The 23,193-nt window shown below is 58.5% G+C and carries 25 protein-coding genes and 4 pseudogenes; 21 read left to right on the plus strand and 8 right to left on the minus strand.

The window, feature by feature from the left end:
* Window positions 1–24: 24 nt before the first annotated feature.
* Genes QM996_RS24705 through QM996_RS24715 form a run of 3 tightly spaced genes read left to right on the plus strand, consistent with a single transcriptional unit; the run spans window position 25 to window position 1,501 of the window.
* Window positions 25–291: an RHS repeat-associated core domain-containing protein gene (locus QM996_RS24705; protein WP_500270500.1), complete on the plus strand. Its 267-nt coding sequence runs from the start codon at window positions 25–27 to the stop codon at window positions 289–291.
* A 59-nt stretch (window positions 292–350) separates the two neighbouring features.
* Window positions 351–1,151 carry an RHS repeat-associated core domain-containing protein gene (locus tag QM996_RS24710; RefSeq protein WP_334198645.1) on the plus strand — a complete coding sequence of 267 codons (801 nt, stop codon included), beginning with the start codon at window positions 351–353 and terminating at the stop codon, window positions 1,149–1,151.
* Window positions 1,148–1,501, plus strand: coding sequence for a hypothetical protein (locus QM996_RS24715; RefSeq protein WP_500270501.1), 354 nt, complete (start codon window positions 1,148–1,150; stop codon window positions 1,499–1,501). Before QM996_RS24710 ends, QM996_RS24715 begins: the two co-directional genes overlap by 4 nt.
* A 347-nt stretch (window positions 1,502–1,848) precedes the next feature.
* Here QM996_RS24715 and QM996_RS24720 read toward each other — a convergent pair whose 3' ends face one another.
* Window positions 1,849–3,063, minus strand: coding sequence for an IS701 family transposase (locus QM996_RS24720; RefSeq protein WP_334141648.1), 1,215 nt, complete (start codon window positions 3,061–3,063; stop codon window positions 1,849–1,851).
* Between the two features lie 86 nt (window positions 3,064–3,149).
* Window positions 3,150–3,608, minus strand: coding sequence for a hypothetical protein (locus tag QM996_RS24725; RefSeq protein WP_334198647.1), 459 nt, complete (start codon window positions 3,606–3,608; stop codon window positions 3,150–3,152).
* 880 nt (window positions 3,609–4,488) lie between these two features.
* On the opposite strand from QM996_RS24725, the gene QM996_RS24730 reads away from it, so the two are divergent.
* Window positions 4,489–4,890 carry a hypothetical protein gene (locus QM996_RS24730; protein ID WP_334198648.1) on the plus strand — a complete coding sequence of 134 codons (402 nt, stop codon included), beginning with the start codon at window positions 4,489–4,491 and terminating at the stop codon, window positions 4,888–4,890.
* A 93-nt stretch (window positions 4,891–4,983) separates the two neighbouring features.
* Window positions 4,984–5,544: an RHS repeat-associated core domain-containing protein gene (locus QM996_RS24735; RefSeq protein ID WP_334198649.1), complete on the plus strand. Its 561-nt coding sequence runs from the start codon at window positions 4,984–4,986 to the stop codon at window positions 5,542–5,544.
* Between the two features lie 9 nt (window positions 5,545–5,553).
* On the opposite strand, the gene QM996_RS24740 is transcribed toward QM996_RS24735, so the two are convergent.
* Window positions 5,554–6,027: a hypothetical protein gene (locus tag QM996_RS24740; RefSeq protein WP_334198650.1), complete on the minus strand. Its 474-nt coding sequence runs from the start codon at window positions 6,025–6,027 to the stop codon at window positions 5,554–5,556.
* Between QM996_RS24740 and QM996_RS24745 the strand changes: the two are divergent.
* The 12 genes and pseudogenes from QM996_RS24745 to QM996_RS24800 form a co-directional block, all read left to right on the plus strand.
* Window positions 6,028–6,165: pseudogene (locus QM996_RS24745) on the plus strand (cytosine deaminase); the annotation flags it as partial.
* Window positions 6,166–6,284: 119 nt separating this feature from the next.
* Window positions 6,285–6,857, plus strand: a pseudogene (locus QM996_RS24750) (amidohydrolase family protein); the annotation flags it as partial.
* Between the two features lie 250 nt (window positions 6,858–7,107).
* On the plus strand, window positions 7,108–7,356 hold the full coding sequence (locus QM996_RS24755; protein WP_334198651.1) for a Y4oE-related protein: 249 nt from the start codon (window positions 7,108–7,110) through the stop codon (window positions 7,354–7,356).
* 217 nt (window positions 7,357–7,573) lie between these two features.
* Complete coding sequence (locus tag QM996_RS24760; protein ID WP_500270502.1) at window positions 7,574–8,614, plus strand: ABC transporter substrate-binding protein; 1,041 nt, start codon at window positions 7,574–7,576, stop codon at window positions 8,612–8,614.
* 125 nt (window positions 8,615–8,739) lie between these two features.
* The gene (locus QM996_RS24765) at window positions 8,740–9,504 is read left to right on the plus strand and encodes an ABC transporter permease (protein WP_246304699.1); all 765 of its coding nucleotides are present in this window, start codon (window positions 8,740–8,742) and stop codon (window positions 9,502–9,504) included.
* Window positions 9,505–9,519: 15 nt separating this feature from the next.
* A complete protein-coding gene (locus QM996_RS24770) occupies window positions 9,520–10,323 on the plus strand; it encodes an ABC transporter permease (protein ID WP_247960070.1) in 804 nt (267 codons plus the stop codon).
* Window positions 10,320–11,408, plus strand: coding sequence for an ABC transporter ATP-binding protein (locus tag QM996_RS24775; protein ID WP_334198652.1), 1,089 nt, complete (start codon window positions 10,320–10,322; stop codon window positions 11,406–11,408). Before QM996_RS24770 ends, QM996_RS24775 begins: the two co-directional genes overlap by 4 nt.
* A gap of 123 nt (window positions 11,409–11,531) precedes the next feature.
* Entirely contained in the window at window positions 11,532–12,392 is an 861-nt protein-coding gene (locus tag QM996_RS24780) for a TauD/TfdA dioxygenase family protein (RefSeq protein ID WP_500270503.1), read from the plus strand.
* Window positions 12,393–12,426: 34 nt separating this feature from the next.
* The gene (locus tag QM996_RS24785; RefSeq protein ID WP_334198653.1) at window positions 12,427–13,074 is read left to right on the plus strand and encodes an RraA family protein; all 648 of its coding nucleotides are present in this window, start codon (window positions 12,427–12,429) and stop codon (window positions 13,072–13,074) included.
* Window positions 13,074–14,003: a carbon-nitrogen hydrolase family protein gene (locus QM996_RS24790; protein WP_334198654.1), complete on the plus strand. Its 930-nt coding sequence runs from the start codon at window positions 13,074–13,076 to the stop codon at window positions 14,001–14,003. The genes QM996_RS24785 and QM996_RS24790 overlap by 1 nt, the downstream gene beginning before the upstream one ends.
* 59 nt (window positions 14,004–14,062) lie before the next feature.
* Window positions 14,063–15,433 (plus strand): MmgE/PrpD family protein, encoded by a 1,371-nt coding sequence (locus QM996_RS24795; protein ID WP_334198655.1) that lies wholly within the window; start codon window positions 14,063–14,065, stop codon window positions 15,431–15,433.
* An 86-nt stretch (window positions 15,434–15,519) separates the two neighbouring features.
* A pseudogene (locus QM996_RS24800) lies at window positions 15,520–15,716 on the plus strand (integrase); the annotation flags it as partial.
* 5 nt (window positions 15,717–15,721) lie between these two features.
* On the opposite strand, the gene QM996_RS24805 reads toward QM996_RS24800, so the two are convergent.
* Window positions 15,722–16,072 (minus strand): type II toxin-antitoxin system RelE/ParE family toxin, encoded by a 351-nt coding sequence (locus QM996_RS24805; protein WP_334198656.1) that lies wholly within the window; start codon window positions 16,070–16,072, stop codon window positions 15,722–15,724.
* The gene (locus QM996_RS24810; RefSeq protein WP_247960063.1) at window positions 16,053–16,328 is read right to left on the minus strand and encodes a type II toxin-antitoxin system ParD family antitoxin; all 276 of its coding nucleotides are present in this window, start codon (window positions 16,326–16,328) and stop codon (window positions 16,053–16,055) included. The genes QM996_RS24805 and QM996_RS24810 overlap by 20 nt, the downstream gene beginning before the upstream one ends.
* 527 nt (window positions 16,329–16,855) lie before the next feature.
* Between QM996_RS24810 and QM996_RS24815 the strand changes: the two genes are divergently transcribed.
* Together QM996_RS24815 and QM996_RS24820 are read left to right on the plus strand one after the other, a co-directional pair.
* Window positions 16,856–17,932, plus strand: a complete 1,077-nt coding sequence (locus tag QM996_RS24815; RefSeq protein WP_334198657.1) for an ornithine cyclodeaminase — start codon at window positions 16,856–16,858, stop codon at window positions 17,930–17,932.
* 33 nt (window positions 17,933–17,965) lie between these two features.
* The gene (locus tag QM996_RS24820; protein ID WP_334198658.1) at window positions 17,966–19,315 is read left to right on the plus strand and encodes an MmgE/PrpD family protein; all 1,350 of its coding nucleotides are present in this window, start codon (window positions 17,966–17,968) and stop codon (window positions 19,313–19,315) included.
* A 112-nt stretch (window positions 19,316–19,427) separates the two neighbouring features.
* Here QM996_RS24820 and QM996_RS24825 read toward each other — a convergent pair whose 3' ends face one another.
* From QM996_RS24825 to traI, 3 genes are all read right to left on the minus strand, one after another.
* Entirely contained in the window at window positions 19,428–20,783 is a 1,356-nt protein-coding gene (locus tag QM996_RS24825) for an amidohydrolase family protein (RefSeq protein ID WP_500270504.1), read from the minus strand.
* A 35-nt stretch (window positions 20,784–20,818) separates the two neighbouring features.
* Window positions 20,819–21,577, minus strand: a complete 759-nt coding sequence (locus QM996_RS24830) for a winged helix-turn-helix transcriptional regulator (protein WP_334196607.1) — start codon at window positions 21,575–21,577, stop codon at window positions 20,819–20,821.
* Between the two features lie 90 nt (window positions 21,578–21,667).
* Window positions 21,668–22,330, minus strand: a complete 663-nt coding sequence (gene traI / locus QM996_RS24835; protein WP_334198664.1) for an acyl-homoserine-lactone synthase — start codon at window positions 22,328–22,330, stop codon at window positions 21,668–21,670.
* Between the two features lie 247 nt (window positions 22,331–22,577).
* On the opposite strand from traI, the gene rctB reads away from it, so the two are divergent.
* Together rctB and QM996_RS24845 are read left to right on the plus strand one after the other, a co-directional pair.
* On the plus strand, window positions 22,578–22,943 hold the full coding sequence (gene rctB / locus QM996_RS24840) for an SMa0974 family conjugal transfer regulator (RefSeq protein ID WP_334196608.1): 366 nt from the start codon (window positions 22,578–22,580) through the stop codon (window positions 22,941–22,943).
* Between the two features lie 12 nt (window positions 22,944–22,955).
* Window positions 22,956–23,073: pseudogene (locus QM996_RS24845) on the plus strand (IS5/IS1182 family transposase); the annotation flags it as partial.
* Between the last annotated feature and the right edge of the window lie 120 nt (window positions 23,074–23,193).

Genomic DNA, 23,193 nt, shown 5'->3' on the forward strand with positions numbered 1-23,193 from the left:
TACCCGAACGGGGCGGTCATCAGCGTGTTCACGGATGCCAGCGGCAATCTCGTCGAGCAGACAGCCTATGCCGCCTTCGGTGAGCGCACCAACGCGGCGATGCGGACGCAGAAGGGCTACATCGGCGAGCGCTTCGATCCGGAAACCGGGCTGCAATACCTCAATGCCCGATATTACGATCCACGATTCGGACGGTTCGTTCCGGCGGAGGGCGTGGTTGAAGCCAGCGAAACGTCTGTCAGCCAAGAGTGCGGCGGCGAGGTCTCCGGCGCTGCGGAGTCGGACCGATGAGAATTGGATCCTTCAATCAATTCTGGGGCTCATCGACTACCCAGCAAGGAGATCTCCTTATGACTGCGCTCCGCTGCTTGCTGGCGCGGCTGCTCACCGTTTTGCTCGTGGCGAGCTTAGCGCTGAGCCCGCTACCCGGCGTGGCCAATGCCCGCTTCATCTCACCGGATACGCTTGATCCGACCATCGAAGGGGTGGGTGCCAACCGCTATGCCTATTCTGGCAATGATCCGATCAACAATAGCGATCCTAATGGGCATCTGTTCGATAACATCCGCGACTACTTTTCTTCGCCAAAGGAACGCGACGGACGGAACGCACGTGAGGCTGCAGGCTGGCAACAGGCCCTGGATGATAATGAGAAAAGCTTTCGCGCCGGTCGCCTGGGCGAGGCGCAGTATGAAACTAACAAGGCCGAGTTCGAAAAGGAAAGAGATCGGTATCTCTCACGTGTTGGTCGCACCGATGGTCGCATAGTAGTCGATGGTGTGTTGGAAGCTATAGGGCTTGGGGGTTTCGGACTCGGAGCTAGTGCAGCGAAGACAGCTGTAAAAGCCGGCGAAAGCGCGGTTGCGAAGAGCGTAGGCGAGCTCTTGTCACCAAATGGCAATTTTGTTGGTACTGTTGCGAGAGGCGCGACTCCGAACATTCGGACGGTATCTGCAAGTGAATTCGCGGAGCTGCAGAAAGGGCTTTTGAATGGAGCCAAGCCATCGGGCACTTACGCGGGCGGACGAGGTACGTGGTACGAATTGCCAGATGGTGGTCGTGTAGGCGTACGAGTATCAGATAAATCAGGGGTTACCTTAGATATTGATGTTTCAGGCTTCCCCAAAGGGTTTAAGGTTCATCAACAATGACTAGTGAGCCAGTTAACAAGTATTTTGGCACGCCCCTCAGTGAGTGGATTGAGAGGGTCCCCAATGAACTCGACATGGATGCGGTGGGACTTTGGCAGGTCGTAGAAACCGGAAGAGATGGCTTTGAACTAAGTGGAGTCGACTTGCGGGATTTTGTGCTCAAGTGCGTTCAAGCATTGCTTAAGAGCGGAGCGGTTCCGGTTTTTGCGAGTACCTCATCTGAAAAATTCTGGGAGAAACAACTGGGCTACAGCGATGATGCCGATTGTGCTGCCCGTGAAATTGTCGACGAGTGGACCGAGAGCGGAACTGATCCTGACCAGGATGGGCTCTGGTTTGCCAAGATTTGAATTAACTCAAAATGACATCCAAACGTTCCCGTGGGTCGCGATTAGGCGGCTCGCGAATATCTCCATAGCTGGTGTGGTCATGACACGCCCCTACTCTCGTGACCGAAGGGGAACGAGGAGACAAGTTGAATGGTACTCTTCGAAGCTCGTCTGAATTAGCCCCCGAAAGGGTCGGACATGCTCCCCCACTTAGCATTACAGTTGCATTTTAGTTTTCAGATGCGCTCGTCGCGCGGCCGCCTGATGGGCGCGTCTCCAGCATGACCATGCGATGACGTAGGCGGGGGTTATGCGACGCTGGGCGAGTCTGATGGCGATGCGCCGGACTTCCTGGATAGACCAGCGGATCAAATCCTGATGGTCGGCATCCGCAGTCTTTTTGGGGGCGCCACGTCATTGGCGCGGTATCGGATCACCGCCATCATGGCGAAGGCGAGCATGACCAGGGAGACGTGGCGATGCCAGCCATGCCATGACCGGGTTTCGTTGTGATCGAGTCCGAGCTCGTTCTTGGCGGTCTCGAAGCTGTCTTCGATCGCCCAGCGATGGCCTTCAACGGAAACGAGCGTCTGGATGCCAGTCCCGGCCGGGCACCATGTGGTGAAGAAGGCGAGATCACCGTCGCTGATATTGCGACGGATTAGTAGGCCACGGGTCCAAAGCCCCGATTTCGTCTCGTTATATTCGTCGGCATCGAGATCGGCGAGTTCGCAGTAGGCCCAGTCATGAAGCCGCGCGCCTTTGGTGCCCTCACCGGCGGAAAGACGTTGCCATGCACTTGGATCGAGATCACGGGCGATCTCCTGCGCTGTGCCGGCGACCGGAGGCTTACCCGACCAGGAGCCGAAATGGTGGTCCGATTTAACCCCAAGAACGTAGCCTTTGCAGGCTCGGCGGAGAGTCCCTTCGACGTCCCCGACGCCATACACCGCATCTGCGGCCACCCATGAAAACGGCACATCGGCTGCCAGCGCACGCCGTATCATATCGACAGCCAGGCCTGGCTTGGTAGCGAAGGCTGTAGCCTGAGGAACATGGGCTGCTGCGAGTCTTGCCGGATCGCCGGTCCAGCTCTTGGGCAAGTACAGGGCTCGATCGATAAAGGCATGACCGCGAGCGGACACATAGGCGGCGAACACACCGATCTGGCAGTTCGTTATCTTGCCAGCCGAACCTGTATATTGACGGGCAACACCGCACGATGTCTTGCCCTGCTTGAGGAAGCCCGTCTCGTCGATGACCAGGACCGCGTCATCCGTGGCGAGGTTTTCTACGACATACTCTCGCACGATGTCGCGAAGTGCGTCCGCATCCCAGCGCCCGCGCCCCAGAATGGCTTGTTGCCGCCACGGGCCGGGATCACCGGCCGCCTCAGCACGCATCCAACCAGTCTTCCGCCGCTCGTCACCCAGCAAACCGTCCAGGAAAAGGTTCGCAGAGGCTGCAACGCGCTCCTGCGTAAACAGTCCGCGCATACGAGCCTTCACGTCACGCAGCGATGATGCCCAAAGCTCAAGCGTCGTCTCGATCGATGCACCTGCCATCCATGACCTCCGAATCATGGAGACCCATAGATTCAGACCATAGATAAATATGCAACTGTAATGCTAGCTGTGAGCCTGTGATGCCGCGTGGGGAGGAAGCCTGACTAGAGGGTATCTTGTTCGGGTCTCCACTGTTTTGCGATACGCTCGATAAGTAGCGTATCGTTCCAGACACCCCTAATATCCAACTTTCGTTGCTCCGGTGTTAGATGGCCAACCCGAGTCTCGTTCTCTCCGTCCCAAAGCCACCAGTTATCGACGTTGCCCGTCGCAGGGTTCACCATGCCTGCCCTGAAGATTGGGAATGCTGCAAGCTCATTTGGGACACGAACTTTCCCAGTCACGGCTACACGCCCTTGTTTCACTGCTGCGCTAAGAGGAAAGAAACAAGAAAATAGCGGCTCTTGGTGAACCAACGCAGAAACTTGCTCCGGCCGATTTTGATGGATTCCGGGAAACACGCGAAGGAGCGCCCCATACATTTTTGACGAATGGGTAAACAGCGCATAGGCCCACCCGGATGGTGCGCCGATTTCGATCAAGTCTCCGATTTTAGGTGTCATATCTAAAACCCTCCGTATCCGGCATTCCGCAACAATTCCGCGCCGCGTCGCAGCGCGTCATGATATATTGGGTTCGTCGGCGAAATGCTATTGATTTTGTTAAGCAAACTGCCTCCGTCTTTCATCTTTCCGAAATGCTCGATCAAGGTTTGCTCTACGGTAAGGCTGGTGAAATTGGTGGTTATTGGACGCGCACGGCGCCTCAAGGACCATTGCAATCTGTCGTCGATAGTGCGCTGGATCAGAACTGGAAGAATACAGCGACAAACGTTGCGAGAATCCCAGTGCCAAGCGGCACACGTTTATTTGAGGCCGTCGCTGCGCCTCAACGGGGTTTCGTTGGCGGCGGAAACCAGATTTACATTAGAAACGTGGACCCGTCATGGTTGATAAAGTAGACAAGTGCCCATGGGAAAGCATCCATGATTTTCGCAGCCGGGCGGAGTTTGACCGTTTTGAACGTTGGATGCAGGACGAGATTCGGAATATGCGCGCTCGGGAAGTGACCGTTGGGTCATCATACGCAGGCACGACGCTTTCTGAAAAATGGTTTGTCCATACAGGTTCCGGCGAGGTGTGGAGACTTGTCTGGCCAGACCGGCCCTTCCGGGGTGTATTTGAACGGGTGTAATACGCTTCGTCGCGGGACGGCAGCGCAAAAGATGGCCGAGAATGCCGGAGGCCACCGCGTTGGTGTAGGTGTTGGGGATCGGATAGCTGGCCGATCCCAGCTCTTTTCATTGTTAGTCCCTTTCTGTCCCGCTGAGTCATTTGGCCGCACAGCACATCATCACAGAAGCGACGCGGCGGCCACCGTTCCATAGGAGATCACGCGTCTAATCGCTTGCTATAGCGCGACGATCAGGATGAGACGGCGTGATTGTCGCCGCGCAGCTTGCTGCACGCCAGAGATATGGATGTCCGCAACCATCTAGTTTGGCTCATAGAAACCACTGACGCGCAAGAAGGGAGCGAGCAACTGTGTCTGCTTCTCCCCGATTTCGGCGGTAGTTCCGATACACGCCGCGCAAACGCTTTTGAGCGCATAGCGCCGATCGGCTGTAATGCAAAGGGCAACATGGTGAGCGACGGCGGCCGATCGCTCGCCCGGGACGGCGCCAACCGGTTGTCGAGCGTCACGCAGGGTGGAGCAACGACCACGTTCATCTACGGTCCATCAGGCTCTCGGGTGAAGAAAAGCAACGCCTTTGCCACGACCCTCTATCCTGACGCCAATGTCGAGATCGACCGCAAGCCGGGGCAGGACACATACACACGCTAACCGCATCCGGATCTGAAGATCAGTTCGGTCGCGCAGACCGGCGTCACCAGCGCCACCTTCCTGCACCGCGATCACCTCGCATCGGTCAGGCAGGTGACGGACGGCAGCGGCAATCTCGTCGAGCAGAACGGCTATGCCGCCTATGGAGAGCCGACCAACACGGCGATGCGCACGCAGAAGGGTTACATCGGCGAGCGCTTCGATCCCGAAACCGGGCTGCAGTACCTCAACGCACGATATTACGATCCAAAGTTCGGACGGTTCATTTCCCCTGACGACTGGGACCCGACCCAGCCAGGTGTTGGCACCAATCGATATGCCTACGCTGGAAACGATCCCGTTAATAACAGCGACCCGAACGGGCATGCCTTTAGAGACTGGTTCAGCAAGGCCGAGACGCGAGACAGAACTAACCGAGAGAATGCGGAACACGCGGAACGTATGGCCGCTGAAGCCCGAAAAGACGGCGATCCGAATAACACTGCTGCTGAGTGGGACAGGTTCGCAAGTAAGTCCAGAGACACAATCGGTCGGTCCACCCTATCGCTTATTGCAGACGATCTTTTGTCGGTATTTGACAGTGCCGGACCGGTCGGGGTTGCCGAGGGTTTAGCAAAGAACACAGTAGCTGTAGCAATTCGACCGGCGGCCTAGGTCGCAACCTCACAGGGACGAAATATCGTTTACCAATCGGTTTCCATTGAGGGGAGGGTCGTCTATGTGGGCATTACAAACAACCTCGATCGGTGTGCAGCTCAACATCTTGGTTCGAGGGGGATCGCGATTGATCGGATTCCAGGTTTGCAGAACCTTATAGGTGTCCTGTCCCGGTTTACGGTCTATCTCGACATTGGCGTCGGGATAGAGCGTCGTCGCAAAGGCATTGCTTTTCTTCACGCGAGAGCCGGACGGACCGTAGACGAATGTGGTCGTCGCACCGCCCTGCGTGATGCCCGACAGCCGGTTGGCGCCGTCCCAGGCGAGCGCGCGGCCGCCGTCGCTGACCATGTTGCCGTTGGCGTCATAGCCGATGGTGGCGCCGCCGATGCGGTCGGCGCGTGCGGACGCACGCCATTGGGTGCCGGATAGACATAGGTGCCGACACGGCTGCGGGAGGTGAGATTGCCGTTTCCGCATACCGAACTATGCGAGATCGCGGTCAAGCGCGGCCTGATGGTCGACCTGCATTGTGACGAGACGGACCACCCGTTGTCGCGCCATATCGAGCAGCTTGCCTATGAGACCCAGAGGCCCGGCCTGCAAGGCCGGGTGGCTGCCTCGCACCTTACCTCGATGCATTCGATGGACAACTATTACGTCTCGAAGTTGCTGCCGCTGATTGCGGAAGCCGATATCTCAGTGATCCCCAATCCACTCATAAACATCATGCTTCCGGGGCGCACCTTACCTCGATGCATTCGATGGACAACTATTACGTCTCGAAGTTGCTGCCGCTGATTGCGGAAGCCGATATCTCAGTGATCCCCAATCCACTCATAAACATCATGCTTCCGGGGCGCCACGACACCTACCCTAAGCGCCGTGGCCTGACGCGAGTGCCCGAGATGCTGAAGGCCGGCATCCGCACCGGCTGGGGTCAGGATTGCGTACTCGATCCCTGGTATTCCCTCGGTACAGCCGATATGCTCGACGTCGCCTTCATGGGATTGCACGTCGCCCAGATGTCCTCGCCCACAGACATGCGCACCTGCTTCGACATGGTCACCAAGATCAATGCCGAGATTATGGGCCTCGATCATCTCGGTCTGGCTGTGGGCAAATCCCCAAGCCTCGTCGTACTCGATGCGGGCAACCCCATCGAGGCGGTGCGCCTGCGCGCCGAGCGGATTTGTGTCGTCGCGAAGGGCAAGGTCGTGGCCGAACGCGAAAAGCGCGATACGGCCCTGTCCATCAAGGGCCGCCCCGCGACCATCAACCGCCGCCACATCCTGCCACGGCAATCGTGAGTTACGAATAAAATTCGTCAGGCGAGCAGCCAAAGTAGCTACGCCAAGATCTCTTCCGCATTGGCCCAAAGGCCTCCAAGGGATCGCTCAACGATGTCGGCGGAGAATTTTGACTTCTCCCAGAGCGGGAAATAAGCTAAGATTCAACCTGCTCGATATGAGTGGCACCGTGTGTTTCCGGACGACGCGATCTTCGCTGTGAGACCGTCCGGCCACATTTCCCCCGCCGGACTCTCAAAGGAGAGTCGCCATGTCGAAGCCATTGAAGAATGTACTGGAACCGTCAAACGAGGCGGCTGCGCAACATGACGTCGCGGTGGCGGCGGCTGTGGAACTTGCAATGGAGTTTTACGGCTGCGACGCGGTGACCGCCGCGGCCAAGCGCGCGTTCGAGGCCAGGGACCTCAATCGCGAAAGCCATTACCGGTTCTGGCTTCATATTTTCAAATCCCTGAAATCCAATCCAAACCTGATCAACGAAATCTGCCAGCCGGGGTGACGGAGCGGCTGCCTGTGGCAGCGCGCATAAACCCAACGCTCGGATTCATAGAGCTTGAGGCACTCAAGACCGAATCCGATGCAAGCCGTCCGCCAGCTCAGCGAATGCAACACGATTGATATGATTTCCGTATCAATGCCGGCAAATCAATATTGGAGATCGCAAGACTGGCGGGCGCAATGTCACCGAACCGACAACACCAACAAAGGGGATCGTCATGAGGTACACTGCGCTGTGCGCGCCCGCGATCGTATCAATGGGTTTGGCTGCGAACGGCCACGCCGAAACGCTCATCGTCAACAGCTATGGCGGGCCGTACGAAACCATCATTCGGGAGCGCATCATTGAGCCTTTCGAGGCCAGGTTCGGGATCAAGGTAATCTACGACGCCGTCGGTTCGGCCTCCCAGGATTACGCCAAGATCAAGGCCACCAACGGCCGCCCTGGCTTCGATGTCGTCGTAATGACCGCTTCCCAATCGCTCGAAGGGTGCAAGGAGGGCCTGCTTGAGGAATTCTCACCAGAGGAGGTTCCCAATCTTGAGCATCTGTCATCGGTGATTGCCGGCGTTGCTGGTCCCTGCGGCGCGGTTCACGAAGTGCAGTATCTCTCGCTTCTTTACCGGACGGACAAGCTGGCAGAGCGTCCGAATTCCTGGAACGCGCTCTTGGATGATGGCCTCAAGGGCAAGATCATCCTGCCGACATTCCAAAACGTGATGGCCGCCTACCTGATGGAGATCTTCTCGGTCGCCCATGGTGGAGATCTGCTCGAGAACGTCGATCCCGGCTTTGCCGCCATGGCCAAGCTCGCCGGGCAGTCGATCGGCTTTGAGCAATCATCCTCGGTCATGGAAACGTACCTCAAAGGGGGCGACGTCTGGGCGATGCCCTTCTGGAACGGGCGCGCGCAGCTGCTCGTCGATAGCGGCTTGCCGGTCGACTATGTTCTGCCGAAGGAAGGTTCGATCCCCTTGGTCGCAACCCTGAACGTGCCGAAGCACGCGGCGAACCGAGACGCCGCTCTCAAGTTCGTCAACTTCTTTCTCGATAAATCCAGCCAGGAGGCATGGGTCACCGGCTACAAGGTCGGCAGCGGTAGGATCGACATCGAGGTGCCCGCCGATATCCGTGCCAAGCAGATCACCACCGAGGCGGATCTGAAGGCCCTTCTATTGCCCGATCTCGCTGCGGTCGCGACACGGCTCTCCGCCTGGGGCGAACGATGGGAACGTGATGTCGTCGCGGCGGCCAAGTGAGGTAGATCATGGCCGTCATAATTTGCTCCACTCCGACAAAGCCGCTGCGCGCTGTGGTCCCTGTCAAGGGACTTCTGCCGCTCATAGCCCCATCGCTCGTCCTGGTGCTCTTCTTCGCGATACCGATGGGCATGATGATCGGGATCAGCTTTCAAAGTCAAACGGAGGGCAGCCCGACACTTGCGAGCTATAGCCGCTTCTTCAGCAACGACCTGGTCCTTGCTGGCCTGGCCCGCACCGTCGTGATGTCCGGCCTCGTTGCGCTCTGCGTGACCGTCCTAGCCTATCCCCTCGCCTACTATCTGGCACGCGCCACGTCGCGCTGGCGAACGGTCATCTTCGCGCTTGCCATTGCGCCCGAATTGGCGGGGGTCGTGCTTCGCACCTATGGCTGGCTCATCATTCTCGAAGATCGCGGCTTCATCAATTCCGCGCTGATATGGACCGGATTGATCACGGAACCCTTGCCCTTGTCGAAGAACCTTTTCGGCGTCGTGGTTGGGCTTACTCACGTCATCCTGCCGTTTGGCGTGCTGTCGCTTCTGACGAGCCTCCAGGGTATCAACCCCAATCTGGAAAAATCTGCGCAAATTCTTGGCGCGTCACGTCTTGCTGTTATCCGGCACATCATCCTGCCGCTCTCCGTGCCGGGAATCGTAAGCTCTTTCTTGATTGGCTTCACCATGGCCGCAAGCGCATATGCAACCCCGGCCCTCCTTGGCGGCGCCGGCTTCAAAGTCATGGCCACAATGGTTTACGAGCAGGTGCTGTTCTATCTCGACTGGCCCTTCGCGGCGGTGATGGCGAACGTTCTGCTCATCCTGATGCTGGCCGCCGGCTTCATCGGATCCAGGCTGGAGTCGCGCCTCCACCAAAAACTTCACCTTTAATGTCGGGAGGCTCCAATGAACCGACTGCTCACATATCTGTTCAGGACGGCGCTTGCCGCCATTCTTGCCTTCATCACCCTTCCGCTGGTGGTCGTCGTCGCGGCCTCTTTCAGTCCAACTTCGGCCGTGACGTTCCTGCCAAGCGAATGGACCTTGCAATGGTACGCTGCGCTCTGGGACAGCCGTTGGCTCGATCCGTTTCTACTCAGCGTCGAACTTGCCGTCATCGTGTCGCTCGCAAGCGGACTGCTCGGCGTCCTTGGAGCCTACAGCGTCGCCTACGCAAAATGTCCGGGGCACACCGCCATCATGGCGTTCCTCTTGTCACCCATGTCGGTCCCGCAAATCGTCAAGGGCGTGGCAGTCGTCCTGTTTCTGTCCTCGATTGGACTTTACGATCTGCTCGGAACGCCCGGCCTTGTCATGGCTCACATCATCCTGACGTTGCCCTACGTCGTGCGCATGGCGGCCACCGCGATGTTCGGTTTCGACAAGCGGCTTGACCGCGCGGCACGCATACTGGGCGCCAGTGTCACGCAGAGGATCCGATATGTGCTGTTGCCGCTGATCCGCTCTGGCCTCTTCTCGGGGATGACTTTCGCCTTCATCATTTCCTTCAACAACATCCCGCTCTCCGTCTTCCTGGTCAGACCCGGCCAGACGACACTTCCGATTACCGTCATCAACCATCTCGAATACAGCCTGGATCCGGTGCTTGCGGCAGTGAACGTGGCGTCACTCCTCTTCATCCTTGGCGCAATCATCCTTTTCGAAAAGATCGGCGGCTTCTCCGCCCAATTTCACGGGGGTAGCAAATGACCACCATCGATATTGAACTCCTTTCCGTCAGCAAGCAGTTTGGTGCAAACCGCATCGTCGACGATATCAGCCTTGCCATCCCGAAGGGAAAATTCGTCAGCATTCTTGGCCCGTCCGGATGTGGCAAGACAACGACCCTGAACATGATCGCCGGATTTGAAGCGCCCTCGAGCGGACAAATCCGAATTCGCGGTCGCGATCAGGAAGGCGTCCCGCCGGAAGCCCGGAAAATCGGGCTGGTCTTCCAGAACTACGCACTCTTCCCGCATATGACGGTCGCCCAGAATGTCGGCTTTGGCCTAAAGATGCAGGGCCGGCCCCGCGAGCAAATCGCCGACGGTGTCTCACGAGCCTTGAAAAGTGTCCATCTCGAGGGCTTTGAGGATCGGTATCCGAAGGAACTGTCGGGGGGCCAACAGCAACGGGTCGCGGTCGCTCGGGCGATTGCGCCCTCACCGTCGGTGTTGCTTCTCGATGAGCCACTCTCAAACCTTGACCTCAAGCTCCGGGAAGCGATGCGCGTCGAGCTGAAAGAGATCCAGGAAGATCTCGGCATGACCTTCATCTATGTCACACATGACCAGGAAGAGGCGATGGCCATGTCCGACCGGATCATCGTCATGCAGGGCGGAGTGGTCGCGCAGGAAGGAGCGCCCGCGGACATCTACGGCCGCCCTAGAACCTCCTTCGTGGCGGATTTCATCGGCAAGTCCAATATCCTCCCGGCATCCGCAGAGTCCGGGGCCGATCGGAACCTGAAGGTATCCCTCGGCGCGGGAAAGGCGGTGCTCACCGCCGCGCGGGGAGAGGACGTCGCTCCTGACAATGTGCGCTTCTGCTGCATAAGACCGGAGGCCGTCAGGCTCGCAGATGCGGCAGGGGCTCTCGACGAGCCGGCAAACCGCCTGACAGGTACCGTCCAGAAGGTCGTCAATCTGGGCGCCTATATCGAGGCCTGGATGCTCGTCGATGGCGGGATCACCTTGAAGTCCATGATCCGCTCGACCCGCCTCGAGAAGCTCTCGGCAGGCTGCCGCGTAGACCTCGCCATCGCCCATTCCGCTGTTCAACTGCTGGAGCAATAGCGACATTTATTATCATCCATTATCAATGCGAAAGAATTGATATTGGAATATCGATTTATCACTCCGCTAAGCTCGACGTGATCCCGAACCCGGGATCTTCCCACACGGAGGCGAAAGATACACATGAAAACAAGAGTTTCGGCAATCCAGAATGACAGCAACGTCTGCGCAGACATCGTCGGTTTCGATTTCTCCGGCTACGACGACGCGGACATTGCGGCGGTTCGATCCTACTGGCTGCAATATGGCGTCATCCGCTTTCGGGCGACCGATATCACAGATCAGCAGCAGGTCGACTTCTCCCGCCACTTCGGGGATTTCGTCATCCATCCCAAGCAATTGCAGGAAGGCGGACACCCGATCCATCGCGAAATCCTGGTGATCAGCAATGTGATGAAGGACGGCAAGCCGAGTGGCGCGCTCGGCAACAGCGAAGCGACGTGGCACACCGACACATGGTTCTACGAGCGCCCACCTGCCGGCGCCATCCTCAGGGCGATCGAGGTTCCCCCTTCCGGCGGCGACACGTATTTTCTGTCAACCTACCAGGCTTTCGAAACGCTCCCCGAGGAGCTGCGCAGGGCCGTTGAGGGGCGGCAGATCTTCTTCCAGAATGTCTACGACAAGACGGGCAAATTGCGCCTCGGGAAAAGCGAACCGACGAGCACGGATTTTCGCGAGTGGAGCGGCGTCGTCCATCCGTTGGTCAGAACTCATAGCGAGACCGGCCGCAAAGCACTTTATCTTGGTGGGACGTCGGAAGGGTCGTGGATCGTCGGCATGCCGCTCGATGAAAGCAATGACCTGATCTCAAGGCTTTGGGAGCACACCACCAACACGGCTGAAGTCTTCGTCCAGAAATGGAGCGTGGGCGACATCGTGATGTGGGACAACCGTTGCACGATGCACCGGCGCGATTCATTCGACCCGAATAACATCCGGATTATGCATCGGACGACGACATCCGGCGAGCGCCCGGTCTGATTTGTGAACCATAGGGCAGATCGGAGTTTCGTCGATGACCCAGCCATACAAGATTAAGAAACAACCTGAAGCGATACTAGACACACTGCGAACACTGCTGGAGGATGTCGAAACCGCAACCATCGGCCACTTCGAATATCTTGGATTTGTTGGGGCAGAAATTGCGCCGGTCTTTCCGGCCAAGGCCATTGGAACGGCAGTCACGGTCGCCGCGCCCGGCCGCGATGGAGCCGTCATCTACACGGCAATCGATCTGCTCCGCCCGGGAGATGTTCTCGTCATCTCCCGGGTCGATCGGGACGACGTTGCCTGCGTCGGCGGCGGTGTCGTTGCTGCTGCCCGAGCGCGTGGCGCGGTCGCCATTATCGTCGATGGTCCTTGCACCGACATCGAGGAGATCCGCACCAGCCGCTTCCCGGTCTGGTGTCGCGGAGTCTCGTCCAAGACGACCAGCCGCCGGCACCAGATCGGTGGCGCGATCAATGTCCCGATCGCCTGCGGCGGGGCTGCCGTGCTGCCCGGGCATGCGGTCCTGGCAGATACGGAGGGTGTCTTCGTTGCCGATCCCTCCGATATGCGCCGCATCGCCGACGTCGCCCTCGAGCGCCAACAGCGTTCCCTAAAGCTCCGGCCCTACCTTGAGGCCGGCCATTCCATCTTCGAATTGGATCGGATCGTATAATGAAGATTTCCCTCGTCCAGATGAACTCCCAGCCCGATCGCGACAGCAATTTGCGCGCGGCCGAGAGCCTGATGCTGCAGGCAATCGCACGCGATACACCCGATCTCATCGTTCTTCCGGAACATTTCGACTGGTCCGGCGGGGCGGCGGCAGAGAAACTGGCGGCGGCTGATTATATGCCGGGCGGCGACGCCTATCGCATGTTGCAGGCGGTCGCCGCCCGGCAAAAGGTGTGGATCCACGGCGGTAGCTTGCTCGAAAGGGTCGATGGAAGTTCGAAGATCTACAACACAACGGTCGTCTTCGACCCAGAGGGTAACGAGGTCGGCCGCTACCGCAAAGTTCACCTGTTCGACATCGAGGCGCCAGATGGCAAGATCTACCGAGAATCCGCCACCGTTGCGCCTGGAGAGAGCCTGTTCGTTTATGAAGCCGGCGGTTTCAGGATCGGCTGTGCCATCTGCTACGACCTTCGCTTCCCCCGACTCTTTGATGCGCTCGCAGACGCCGGCGTCGATGTGGTCATTCTACCTGCGGCCTTCACGTTACAGACGGGAAAGGACCACTGGGAAGTGCTCTGCCGTGCACGCGCGATCGAGCAACAGGTCTATTTCGTCGCCTGTGGTCAGTGGGGAGGCTACACTGCAGCGGACGGAGATCGCCGTTTCACCTACGGCAACTCTCTCGTCTGCGACCCCTGGGGACAGGTCATAGCCCGCGCCGTCGATCAGGTCGGCGTGGTTTCCGCACACCTCGATCTCGACCGCGTGGCGGCGGTTCGCAAGCTCATTCCCGCCGCGTCGCACAAGGTTTCGTTTGTCGATCAGGCACGCGTCTACCGAGGTAGCAGCTGCGGTGAGCGCTGCAACTCTTCCTGCAGCCCGCCTGTGCAGACCTTCGGGGCACCAATTTCTTCTAGTAGCACGTAGACAACGCCCCCCTGAAAATGGACCTCCAATCTCCATCCTCGGGTAATCGGACACCAGATATGACCGCTTTTATCACGCAAACGCTCGGCAGCTATATCGCCGAGGAGGCACTCGCCCGTGTTCCCGGCGACGTCATCGACAAGACCAAGCTCTGCCTCCTGGACTCGCTTGGCTGCCTGTTCGGAGGGCGTCAGCTGCCGATGGCTGGCATGCTGGAGGTACTGCGGGCGGACGGCGAGGTCGCCCCCTCCTCCGGCACACCTGTCAGCGGCTGTGCCGCACCGGCGGCTGCCGCCTTCGTCAAGGCAACTTTGATCAATGCGCTCGACTTCGACGACATCTACGAGAAGGGCCACCCTGGAGCCACGGTGATTGCAGCAGCCTTATCGGTCGCTGAGCACACGAAGTGTTCGGGCACAGAATTACTCGAGGCCGTGATCACCGGCTATGAGGTGGGTTGCCGCGTTGGCATCTCGCTGGCTCACGTCCAGCCAAGAAAGGCGATTCACGGCCATGGGACTTGGCAGATATTCGGTGCAGCAGCCGCAGCCGCGAAACTCATGCGTCTCGACGCCGGGCGAGCGGCGCATGCAATCGCGATCGCCGCTGCGAATGCGCCAGTCGCGTCCGTCATGAAGACCGTCTACGGAGACACGCCATCGATGGCGAAGAACAACTTCGGCATGGCCGCGCAAATGGGTGTCCTGGCCGCGCGCCTTGCCGCTGCCGACTACGAGGGGCCTTTGGATGTCTTCGAGGGGGAGACAGGTTTCTGGCGGATGGCGGGCGCCGACGAGTGCCGTTTCGATCGATTGACCAACGGCTTGGGTGGCGCCTACGAAATTCTCCGGGTTGGCTTCAAGCCCTTCAGTTGCTGTCGGCTCATCCAAAGCAGTGTCCAAGCCAGCCGCGACGTCGTCCGGATGGCCAGCATTGATCCCGCCGACGGCTTGCATGCCAAGCTGGTCGTGACCGCACCTCCGATCGTATGCGAACCGCCATTTAGCGAAGCGCGTCCGCGGCACATGTGGGCAGCGCAGTTCAGCGCACCGCACGCTATCGCTATGGCCGTGTTCGGCGTTGAGCCGGGTCCCGACTGGTTCGTGGATGACTGGCTCAATGACGAGATCGCCGGGCGGTTCCAAGACAGTATCGAGCTGAGGCCACATACTATCCACGCCTCACCTCAAAGCGTTCACGCTGCAAGCGCTTACTTGCAGTTGCGCGACGGGCAGAGCTTCGAAAGGCACGTAGACGTTGCGGAGGGAGAGGCAAGTAACCCCATGCGGAAATCAGCTCTCGAGGCCAAGTTCCTGCGGCTTGCAAGCCCTGTCGTGGGAGACAGCGGTGCTTTCGAGGCCATTGATAACGTGTACGCGCTGGATAAAGCGGGATCGCTCCGGCCGCTTCTCCGTTTATTGGTCAGCTGATACCGGCATATTCCGGCATGCTAAGCCTGCAACCGCAAATCAGCACTGTGGGGACGGAGTTCCCCACCGCCCTTCCCGCTGACTTGCATCACGACCTCAGCGAAGACGAGCGGGCAGCCAAATTCTCCAGTCATTCGCTGCGCGCCGCTTGGCCTCGTCGGCCGAAGTCGACAAGCGCCACGTGCAAAAGCAGCTTGGCCATGCGCGTGCGGAAATGAACCGCAGGTACCACCGCCGACGCGAGCGATTTAGGGTCAATCTGACGAAGGCCTCCGGGCTGTAGGAATCTTACCCCGCCAGCATGCGCGCGAGCATACTTCTGATGTGGTCCTGCGCGCCATAGAAAATTGCCGCGACAACGATTGCGCGGCTATGCTCCACCGGAAGAAACCAAATAGCCGGCTTGTCCCGCCGAAAAAACCGGATTCCGGGATGAATATCGGGGCGAAGCGTCCCGATATAGGGCGTCTCTACGAGACGATCGATTTCAACACGCAGTTTGCGAATCCGTTCAGCAGTACGCTCCACCGCCTCGTCGGGCGCATCCCCAAGTTCGACATAGGCGTCGAACAGATGATCGAAGATCAACTCGAAATCGCGTTCGGCATCCTCAGAATATTCAAGAGTCCACACGAACAACCCGTCGCTTCCGCTCAATCATTGCCGCGACGCGGCTTTCCATTTCCGTCGCAGAAATCATTGGTCCGTTCAATCGCCGCTGGACCAATTCGCGGAGCGCTGCCGTTTCAACGGCCTCAGTTTCGGTCTTTTGGCGAAGCAGTTCCAGGCCATGTTGAAGAACGGAACTCATGCTGGAATACCGACCGCTCTCCACCAGCGAACGCGCAAACGAATCCTGCTGCTCGGTCAGCGAGATCGACGATTTCACACTCATCGGCTTATCTCCTTTGAGCCTAAGTTGCTACTCAGTAGCATATTTGTCAATCTGATGAGATGCCAGGGCGGCAGTGCCAAGAACGTCGGCCCGGATCATTTTCAATGACCAGGAGTAGCGCACTTAGTCGAGCGATCGGCGATTGCCGCCGTCGCGGGTGGCGACCCCGCCGAGCTTGAACAAAGGCTTAAATTCCCTGGTCACTCGCGTACGCACGCATCTAGCGTCTTCGACGCAGATCGACGCTCGATATGTGCAAAGCAAATTGAGGCACGCTCCGGACGAAGTGATTTGCAAATGCTGCCGCGGCCGCTCCCCATCCCGCCAGGTGTCGCGGCTGCGCGCGCCCCTCCCCACTGGTCGCGGCGCGAAATCTCCAGGTCACAATCTACGGTTCGGCTCTGAGCGCCAGAAGTCGTTCATCAAAAGACGACAAAAATGTATCCGAACCTTTCCTTTAATCCCTCCGCTCCAGATGGGAAATTGCTCCCCGTCGCATGACGTCGACAATTCCACGGAGAATGGTGATGGAGAGCACACCCAGATACATTTCACTTGCGGAAATGAAGCGCCTCGGCGTCCGTCTCGAGGCATCCGCGCTCCACGATGCCGCCAGAGCAGCTTGGTCCGACATCCGCTTGGGCCAGGCCCATGGCCTGAAATCTGTTTTGTCCTTTCCCGAAGCCGCCTTGTGGAACCAACCCCAGTTTGAAGGTTACCGGGATACGTTGCAAGGCGAGCGATTGGGCTGGAAGCTCTCTGCGCTCTCGAGCGTTGGGACCAGATACGCCGCCGTCAAGGTGGTCGGTGCCAATGCGATAAACCGTCGACTGGGACAGCCGCGTTCGACGTCGACGATCCTGCTGCTCGACAACTTCACGCTGCGCCCGCTTTGCGTGATGGACGGAACCGATATCTCTGCCGCAAGAACGGCAACCTATGCCTCAATGGCGCTTGAACTTTTCTTTTCCAAATCAGAAGAACTCTCCGTTTTCCTTTTTGGAGCAGGCCCCATTGCCGAGCAGATCATCAGGGTGCTCGGTCATTTCGGAGCCGGCATCATCTCGAAGATTTTCGTGCGCAGCCGCTCAGGCACTTCCGCACGCCAACTCGTTAAAAGACACAGGCACTCACCTGGAATTCGGCTCGAAGCTGTCGCGGATAATCAGAGGCTGCGTGATTGCCGGTTCGTCATCACCGCTTCGAATGCCAGCGCACCGGTGTTTGAGAGCGCAGAAATCTGCCCAAATGCCGTTGTCTTGCATCTCGGTGGAGACGAGACGCCGTCCTGCCATGTCCAAAACGTTCTTCGGCGCGGATTGGCGCTCTGTGACGACGTTTCCATGGTGTCGCGGCGAAACTCCCAAAGCCTGGCGCTTTACTTCTCACGCAAGGGATCGACATTGGAGCAGCTCGGCCCAGTGCTCGGTGTCTTGAACTTAAAAGATTTCTGCGACGCGGGCGGCGGATCGGAATTCCCGATCCTCATTACGTGCGTTGGCCTGCCTATGCTGGACCTTTACGTCGCCGCCCATGTCTACGAAACCTGGTTCTCGCCAGATGGGGGCATGGCGTCATCCGTCCAGTCATCTGGCACGAACTGACGCCCGGCGTCCCAAGCTTTACGGAGGGGGCGGATGTATGCCACCGAAATCCTCGCAGAGTATCTGGCGAACTATCCTTCCGATGCTCTGCCGCCCGACCTGAGGCTCAGTGCCACCTGCTGTATTGTGGATGCAGTCACCGCCTACGTCGTCGGCTGCGACGTACCGAGTGCACGCGCAGTCCGCGCGGTCGCCCGACACGATTTTGGAACCGGCCGGGCTTCGGTCTGGTTTACGGGTGAATGTCTCGGGGTCACTGCTGCGGCAGCCTGTAACGCTGCGTCAGCCTCCGCACTCGATTTCGACGACGGCCATCGCGCCGCGCGCGGTCATCCCGGCGCGGCTGTGATACCCGTAGCACTCTCCGTGGCATCTGCGATTGGTTCATCCGCCGATGACCTCCTGACCGCAATCGCTCTCGGATACGAGATCGGAATTCGCATTGCCGTGGCGCAGAACCCGCAAGCAATAAAAAGCCGACAATCGGGACGTTGGACCGGCTATGCTGCTGCGGCCACGGCCGGCCGCCTCTACAGAACCGATCCCCCGGCACTCGCACACGCGCTCGCTGTGGCCGGAGTGCTCGCACCAAACCAGGAGGCGAACGGCAGCTCCGGCTATGCCAACCTCACCGGGAACGACGTCAAGGAGGGTATTCCCTGGAGTGTCGTGACGGGCCTGACCGCATTGCGCCTCGCGGAGCGGGGATTTACCGGGCCGCAGGATTTGCTCGATCATGCATCGCACTTCGACCGGCCGAGCATCATCGCTGACTTGGGTGATCCAGCTGAGATCTCGGGGGTCTATTTCAAACCCTATTCCTGCTGCCGCTACATCCATCCCGCTCTTGATGCCCTTGCGGCGCTCTCGGAAGTCGCGGACATCAGGACCGAACAAATCGCATCAATTGAAGTTCAGACCTTTCAATGGGCTCTCCGACTTTCAAACACCTTGTCTCCCAGTACATTGACGGAGATCCAATACAGCCTGCCCTATTGCATGGCGATTGCTGTTGTCGATGGACCTGCGGCGCTGGCGCCGGTCGGTAGTGCGCAGTTGGGCAGGCCGGACCTCCTCGAATTCGCCCGCAAGGTTCGTCTCTCGGTCAATCCTGAGATCGACGCCCGTTTTCCAACTGAGACCCTTTCACAGGTATGCCTGCAAATGACCGACGGCAGATTGATCACCTCCGAGGTGACCTCGCCCCGCGGCGACAAGGCGCGCCCCTTAGCCTGGGACGATCTCATAGATAAGTTCTCGGTAGCGACGCGGGGCAAGTTTTCTCCCAAGGCACAAAATACCGTCCTGCAGGCTTTTGAGGCACTGAAAAAAGGAGATGCTGTTCCCCTCCTCCAGCGCCTGAGGATGCGACTGATCGACTGAAACCTCGACCATTGTTGGCTGTGGCAGTCGTATCCGTCGACGATATCTCGTAATTACGGCCGCGGCTAAGCATTGTCGGCGTCGGCGCGATAGCCAAGCTCCGGCTGAAACGTCAAATAAGCCGGCCATTCCTGACAACTATACAGCCTGCGATCACGACATGCCTGACGCGGCTCAGATTAACGTGGTCGACAACGATCAGGTCTGCACGCTTGCCTTTTTCAATCAGCCCGCGGTCGCCGGCCATTTGCGTGAAGACGCGCGCGACATTCCCGGTCGCAAGGGCAACGGCCTCCGCCACAGACAATTGCTTCTTCCTGATCATACGCTGGATCGCTTCAAGAATTCCATCCCAATACCCGCCGGCAAAATCGGTCGAAATGGTGTCGACACAGCCCGCATCGATCAGCGCGTCGAGGTTGGAGGGATCGTTGCGCCAGCGTGTCCCGATACAATCCAATGTCGAAACATCGATGATAGCCCCTTTTCTTCTCAGATTCTGGGCAATCGAGACTGCCTCGTCCGGAAGAAAGCTCGGGTGATTGCTATGACCGGCGACGAGACGTGCCTTGGGGTATTTCTCGACCGCGGCCATCAGACGCTTTGCAGATGGTGCCGCGTTGTGGAAGATCGCGGGATATCCGACCCGCTCGGCTTCGCGGGCGATTTCATCGAATCCGGCCAGCGAGAGGGCAACCGAAGGCATCACCGATTGCGTAATGATGTCGCGAACGCGATCCGCTTCGGTGACCCCGGAAAGACCGCAATGCTCCAACTCGTCGGTCAGTTTCGAATTCGATAGGCCGTCTACCGGATCAAGATAGCGGCCAAGGACGGCGTTCTTCAAACGCCTCGCGGCAGCGGGCGTCATCTCGACCCCGAACTCCTGGAGGAACGCTTGCGGGATGAACCTGTATTCTTGCGCGCCACCACCCAATGTCTGCCCGCCACCTGCCTCGCCAAGCGCGACTGCGCCGGAGGCCAACAGGTCATCTATCGTCGCGCTCAGGTGCCGTGTTGAAAGTCCCTTGCCGTCGACCACAAGCGCCGCCTCGATGTTTTTCGGAGTGTGAGCCGTGGAAATGCGGATATCCATGGCATGAGGTTCTGCCTCGTCGACATCTATTTCGTCCGCCATGGCCAGGCCGCAGACGTTGAGAAGGGTCGTTGTTCCCTGAAGAAGATGCCGGTTTCGGAAATAGGCAACATCTTCGCCTTCAAATGGCTTCGAGCCACTCGGCATGGAAGGCCCCCGAATACATCCATGCGCATGGGCATTGATGAGACCTGGCATAACGATGCCGCCAGCTGCATCGATGATTTCTCGCGCCGCGATTTCAGCGCCTGCGGCAGCCTCAGCGACTTCGATACCGGCGATCCTTCCCTTCCGGACATACACGGCAGCCCGCTTGTGAAACGTCTTGCCGTCGCCGGTGATGAGACCTCCATTTCCAATTACCAGATCCATGACAGCTGCTCCTTTTCGACAACCGGAATGCTGTCCTAGTCACCGGTCGCTTCGCTCGGCCGATACTGCTTGTTCTGCGATTGCTGACTGGAACCATCGAGCATGTAGCCGGACGATCGAACCGTTCGGATGAGATCTGCGCCACCGGCCGCGCTAAGCGCCTTGCGCAGTCGACCGATATGGACATTGACCGTCTTGGCGTCGACGAAACGACGCTCGGGCCAACCAGCTTCGATGAGTTGTACGCGACTGCACGCCTGCTCGCGGTTCTCCATCAGGAACTGAAGCAACCGGAATTCGATCGGTCCTAAGTGGACGTTGATGCCGAAACACTTGACGCTGTGCCTGTTGGTATTCAGTTCGATTCCTGCATAGGCGAGGATATGACCGTCGCCCGCCATTGGACCCGACGCGTGCGGAAGGAGGATACGGTCGCGAAGGAAGCTGAGCAGCTTGGAGGGAGCGATCGGTCTTACGAAATTCTCGTCAATACCGGCCTTCAGCAGATCGATAAACCGACTTTCCGCACCAGGTCCAATCAATCCGACCGTCGTGATCCCGAATGTCCGCGGCTCCTGCTTTAGCTTTACACAGGCTGCGGGAGCCCAATCTTCTCCCGATCGACAATCAAGGAGGATGGCTCCGACATCGTACTCGCCTGCAAAATGGACGATCTCCTCGACCCCGGAACCAAGAATGACCTGATATCCCTCGGATTCCAGGATATGGACGAGTAGCAGATAGTAATCCGCATCGGTCGAACCGATCAGGATCTGCGGTCGCGCGGAATTCAAAGACGTCTCCTCTTTAGCGCAGCGTCAGTTGTTATCTGATCCCTCGTGAGGACCTCCATCGTTCTCTGCGGGCGGTGTAGCCGATTGCGTTCAATCGGCTGAAGACGCGGTTCCACGCCGTGCCGCCTCAAGCAGCGGAGTTGTGGTGCAGGCGTGTCCCTGGCGACAGGCAGCAGCGCGAATCCGATGAAGGCTCGCGGCGTCGGCAGGAAGAACTCCAGCTACGGCCATCGTGCTGCCAATGGGACACGGCCGACCAAGGCGTTGCATCGGCCAGCCGGCGCGTTTCAAAATGCGCTCGAAACGCAGGTCCGTTGCCGTGACGATCTCATAATAGCCGTTCGCCATCGACCACTCGATTATGCCGGCGAACATCTTAAGCGTCGTCCTGTGGAGACCTCCCCGCGTCCTGCCCTCGTCGAGCGCCGTGTCGACGCAAAAGCGCGAGCTTTCGACCATGCCTGCATGAGCGTCGAGCCGTCGCGATGAGAGGAGCTGCGGAAATGTATTGGCGAGCATCGTCGGTCCGGTAGCCGGGAGAAGCCTCGCGCAGCCCGCCACTGCACCTGTTGTAGAAACAGCCAGGATATAGGTCGGATTGTATTGATCGTAAGCATCGGCCTCACGATCGTCCCTTATGTCTACATCCCAGTCCAGCCTGTCGCCAAAGACTCGCGCACGCAGCCGATGCATCGAGTCGATCAAGTCAGCAAATTCTCCGCGCGCTGCGGCCGGCACAGCTAGTATCTCCATCTCCATTCTCCGAAGAAATCCTGCTTCAGACCACTGGACACGAGTTTCGGCGCTCAGGCGACTAATAGAATTAGCAGTCGAGCGCTCGACCAAAGCGTGCATGAATATCGCACGCATGAGCTGTTCGATGCCGAGCGAACTGTATCGCAAACACCGGAATAGATGCTGTGCCACGAATGTGCAGCGGCGGAGCCGCCGAGGGGGAAATAGAAGCACCAATGGCGCGGATTGGCAGCAAGGAGTTTCGATGTACAAGCATACCGCCGAGGCGTTCGTGCCGGTCCAACACGCACTACAGGTCACCAAAAAGGTCTGCGCCCGGTATAGCGACTATTGCCGCTCGATCGGCACTACGGGCGTCGATCGATTGCTCGACTTCGGTGACGCACGCGCTATCCTGAGGCCGACAGATCAAGGCCTGCATTTCCGGATCGACGCGCAGGACACCATCACCTTCTATGGTATCCGGACACTTCTGCTGGGAAGCCTGTGCGGCGTCGCGAAGTTTTCAGGTGAGCACGTTGAATGGCACCCGTCTGACGACGTGCCCTTTAGGTCAGTACTCAATCACCCTATTGATGCGTTTGATTTCCATGATTCTATCCCGGAATAATGGAGTTGACGCATGGGAAGCGAATTCTGGTTGAGCGATCAGCAGTGGTCGGTCATCGAACCGCTGCAGCCGAAGAACCAGCCCTGTGCCCACCGGGGTCGATGACCGTCGCGTCATCAGCGGCATGGTGCAAAGCTCCCCAACGGAAGCCCTACCGATTCAACCTGAAAATCCGCCGAGCTAATCTCGTAATCAGCATTCGGCTGCTAGCATGCGGTCTCGAATCCGGCGATAACGCTCGTGCCAGGAT

It is taken from the genome of Sinorhizobium chiapasense (assembly GCF_045277575.1).
Lineage (GTDB): Bacteria > Pseudomonadota > Alphaproteobacteria > Rhizobiales > Rhizobiaceae > Ensifer > Ensifer chiapasense_A.

Coding starts and splice junctions, on each gene's coding strand:
- rctB (WP_334196608.1), top strand. CDS start 22,578: ATGTACAAGCATACCGCCGAGGCGTTCGTGCCGGTCCAACACGCACTA.
- QM996_RS24770 (WP_247960070.1), top strand. CDS start 9,520: ATGAACCGACTGCTCACATATCTGTTCAGGACGGCGCTTGCCGCCATT.
- QM996_RS24790 (WP_334198654.1), top strand. CDS start 13,074: ATGAAGATTTCCCTCGTCCAGATGAACTCCCAGCCCGATCGCGACAGC.
- QM996_RS24810 (WP_247960063.1), bottom strand. CDS start 16,328: ATGAGTGTGAAATCGTCGATCTCGCTGACCGAGCAGCAGGATTCGTTT.
- QM996_RS24725 (WP_334198647.1), bottom strand. CDS start 3,608: ATGACACCTAAAATCGGAGACTTGATCGAAATCGGCGCACCATCCGGG.
- QM996_RS24765 (WP_246304699.1), top strand. CDS start 8,740: ATGGGCATGATGATCGGGATCAGCTTTCAAAGTCAAACGGAGGGCAGC.
- QM996_RS24815 (WP_334198657.1), top strand. CDS start 16,856: ATGGAGAGCACACCCAGATACATTTCACTTGCGGAAATGAAGCGCCTC.
- QM996_RS24795 (WP_334198655.1), top strand. CDS start 14,063: ATGACCGCTTTTATCACGCAAACGCTCGGCAGCTATATCGCCGAGGAG.
- QM996_RS24785 (WP_334198653.1), top strand. CDS start 12,427: ATGACCCAGCCATACAAGATTAAGAAACAACCTGAAGCGATACTAGAC.
- QM996_RS24775 (WP_334198652.1), top strand. CDS start 10,320: ATGACCACCATCGATATTGAACTCCTTTCCGTCAGCAAGCAGTTTGGT.
- QM996_RS24740 (WP_334198650.1), bottom strand. CDS start 6,027: ATGCGGAAACGGCAATCTCACCTCCCGCAGCCGTGTCGGCACCTATGT.
- QM996_RS24820 (WP_334198658.1), top strand. CDS start 17,966: ATGTATGCCACCGAAATCCTCGCAGAGTATCTGGCGAACTATCCTTCC.
- QM996_RS24710 (WP_334198645.1), top strand. CDS start 351: ATGACTGCGCTCCGCTGCTTGCTGGCGCGGCTGCTCACCGTTTTGCTC.
- QM996_RS24760 (WP_500270502.1), top strand. CDS start 7,574: ATGAGGTACACTGCGCTGTGCGCGCCCGCGATCGTATCAATGGGTTTG.
- QM996_RS24825 (WP_500270504.1), bottom strand. CDS start 20,783: ATGGATCTGGTAATTGGAAATGGAGGTCTCATCACCGGCGACGGCAAG.
- traI (WP_334198664.1), bottom strand. CDS start 22,330: ATGGAGATACTAGCTGTGCCGGCCGCAGCGCGCGGAGAATTTGCTGAC.
- QM996_RS24720 (WP_334141648.1), bottom strand. CDS start 3,063: ATGATTCGGAGGTCATGGATGGCAGGTGCATCGATCGAGACGACGCTT.
- QM996_RS24755 (WP_334198651.1), top strand. CDS start 7,108: ATGTCGAAGCCATTGAAGAATGTACTGGAACCGTCAAACGAGGCGGCT.
- QM996_RS24715 (WP_500270501.1), top strand. CDS start 1,148: ATGACTAGTGAGCCAGTTAACAAGTATTTTGGCACGCCCCTCAGTGAG.
- QM996_RS24780 (WP_500270503.1), top strand. CDS start 11,532: ATGAAAACAAGAGTTTCGGCAATCCAGAATGACAGCAACGTCTGCGCA.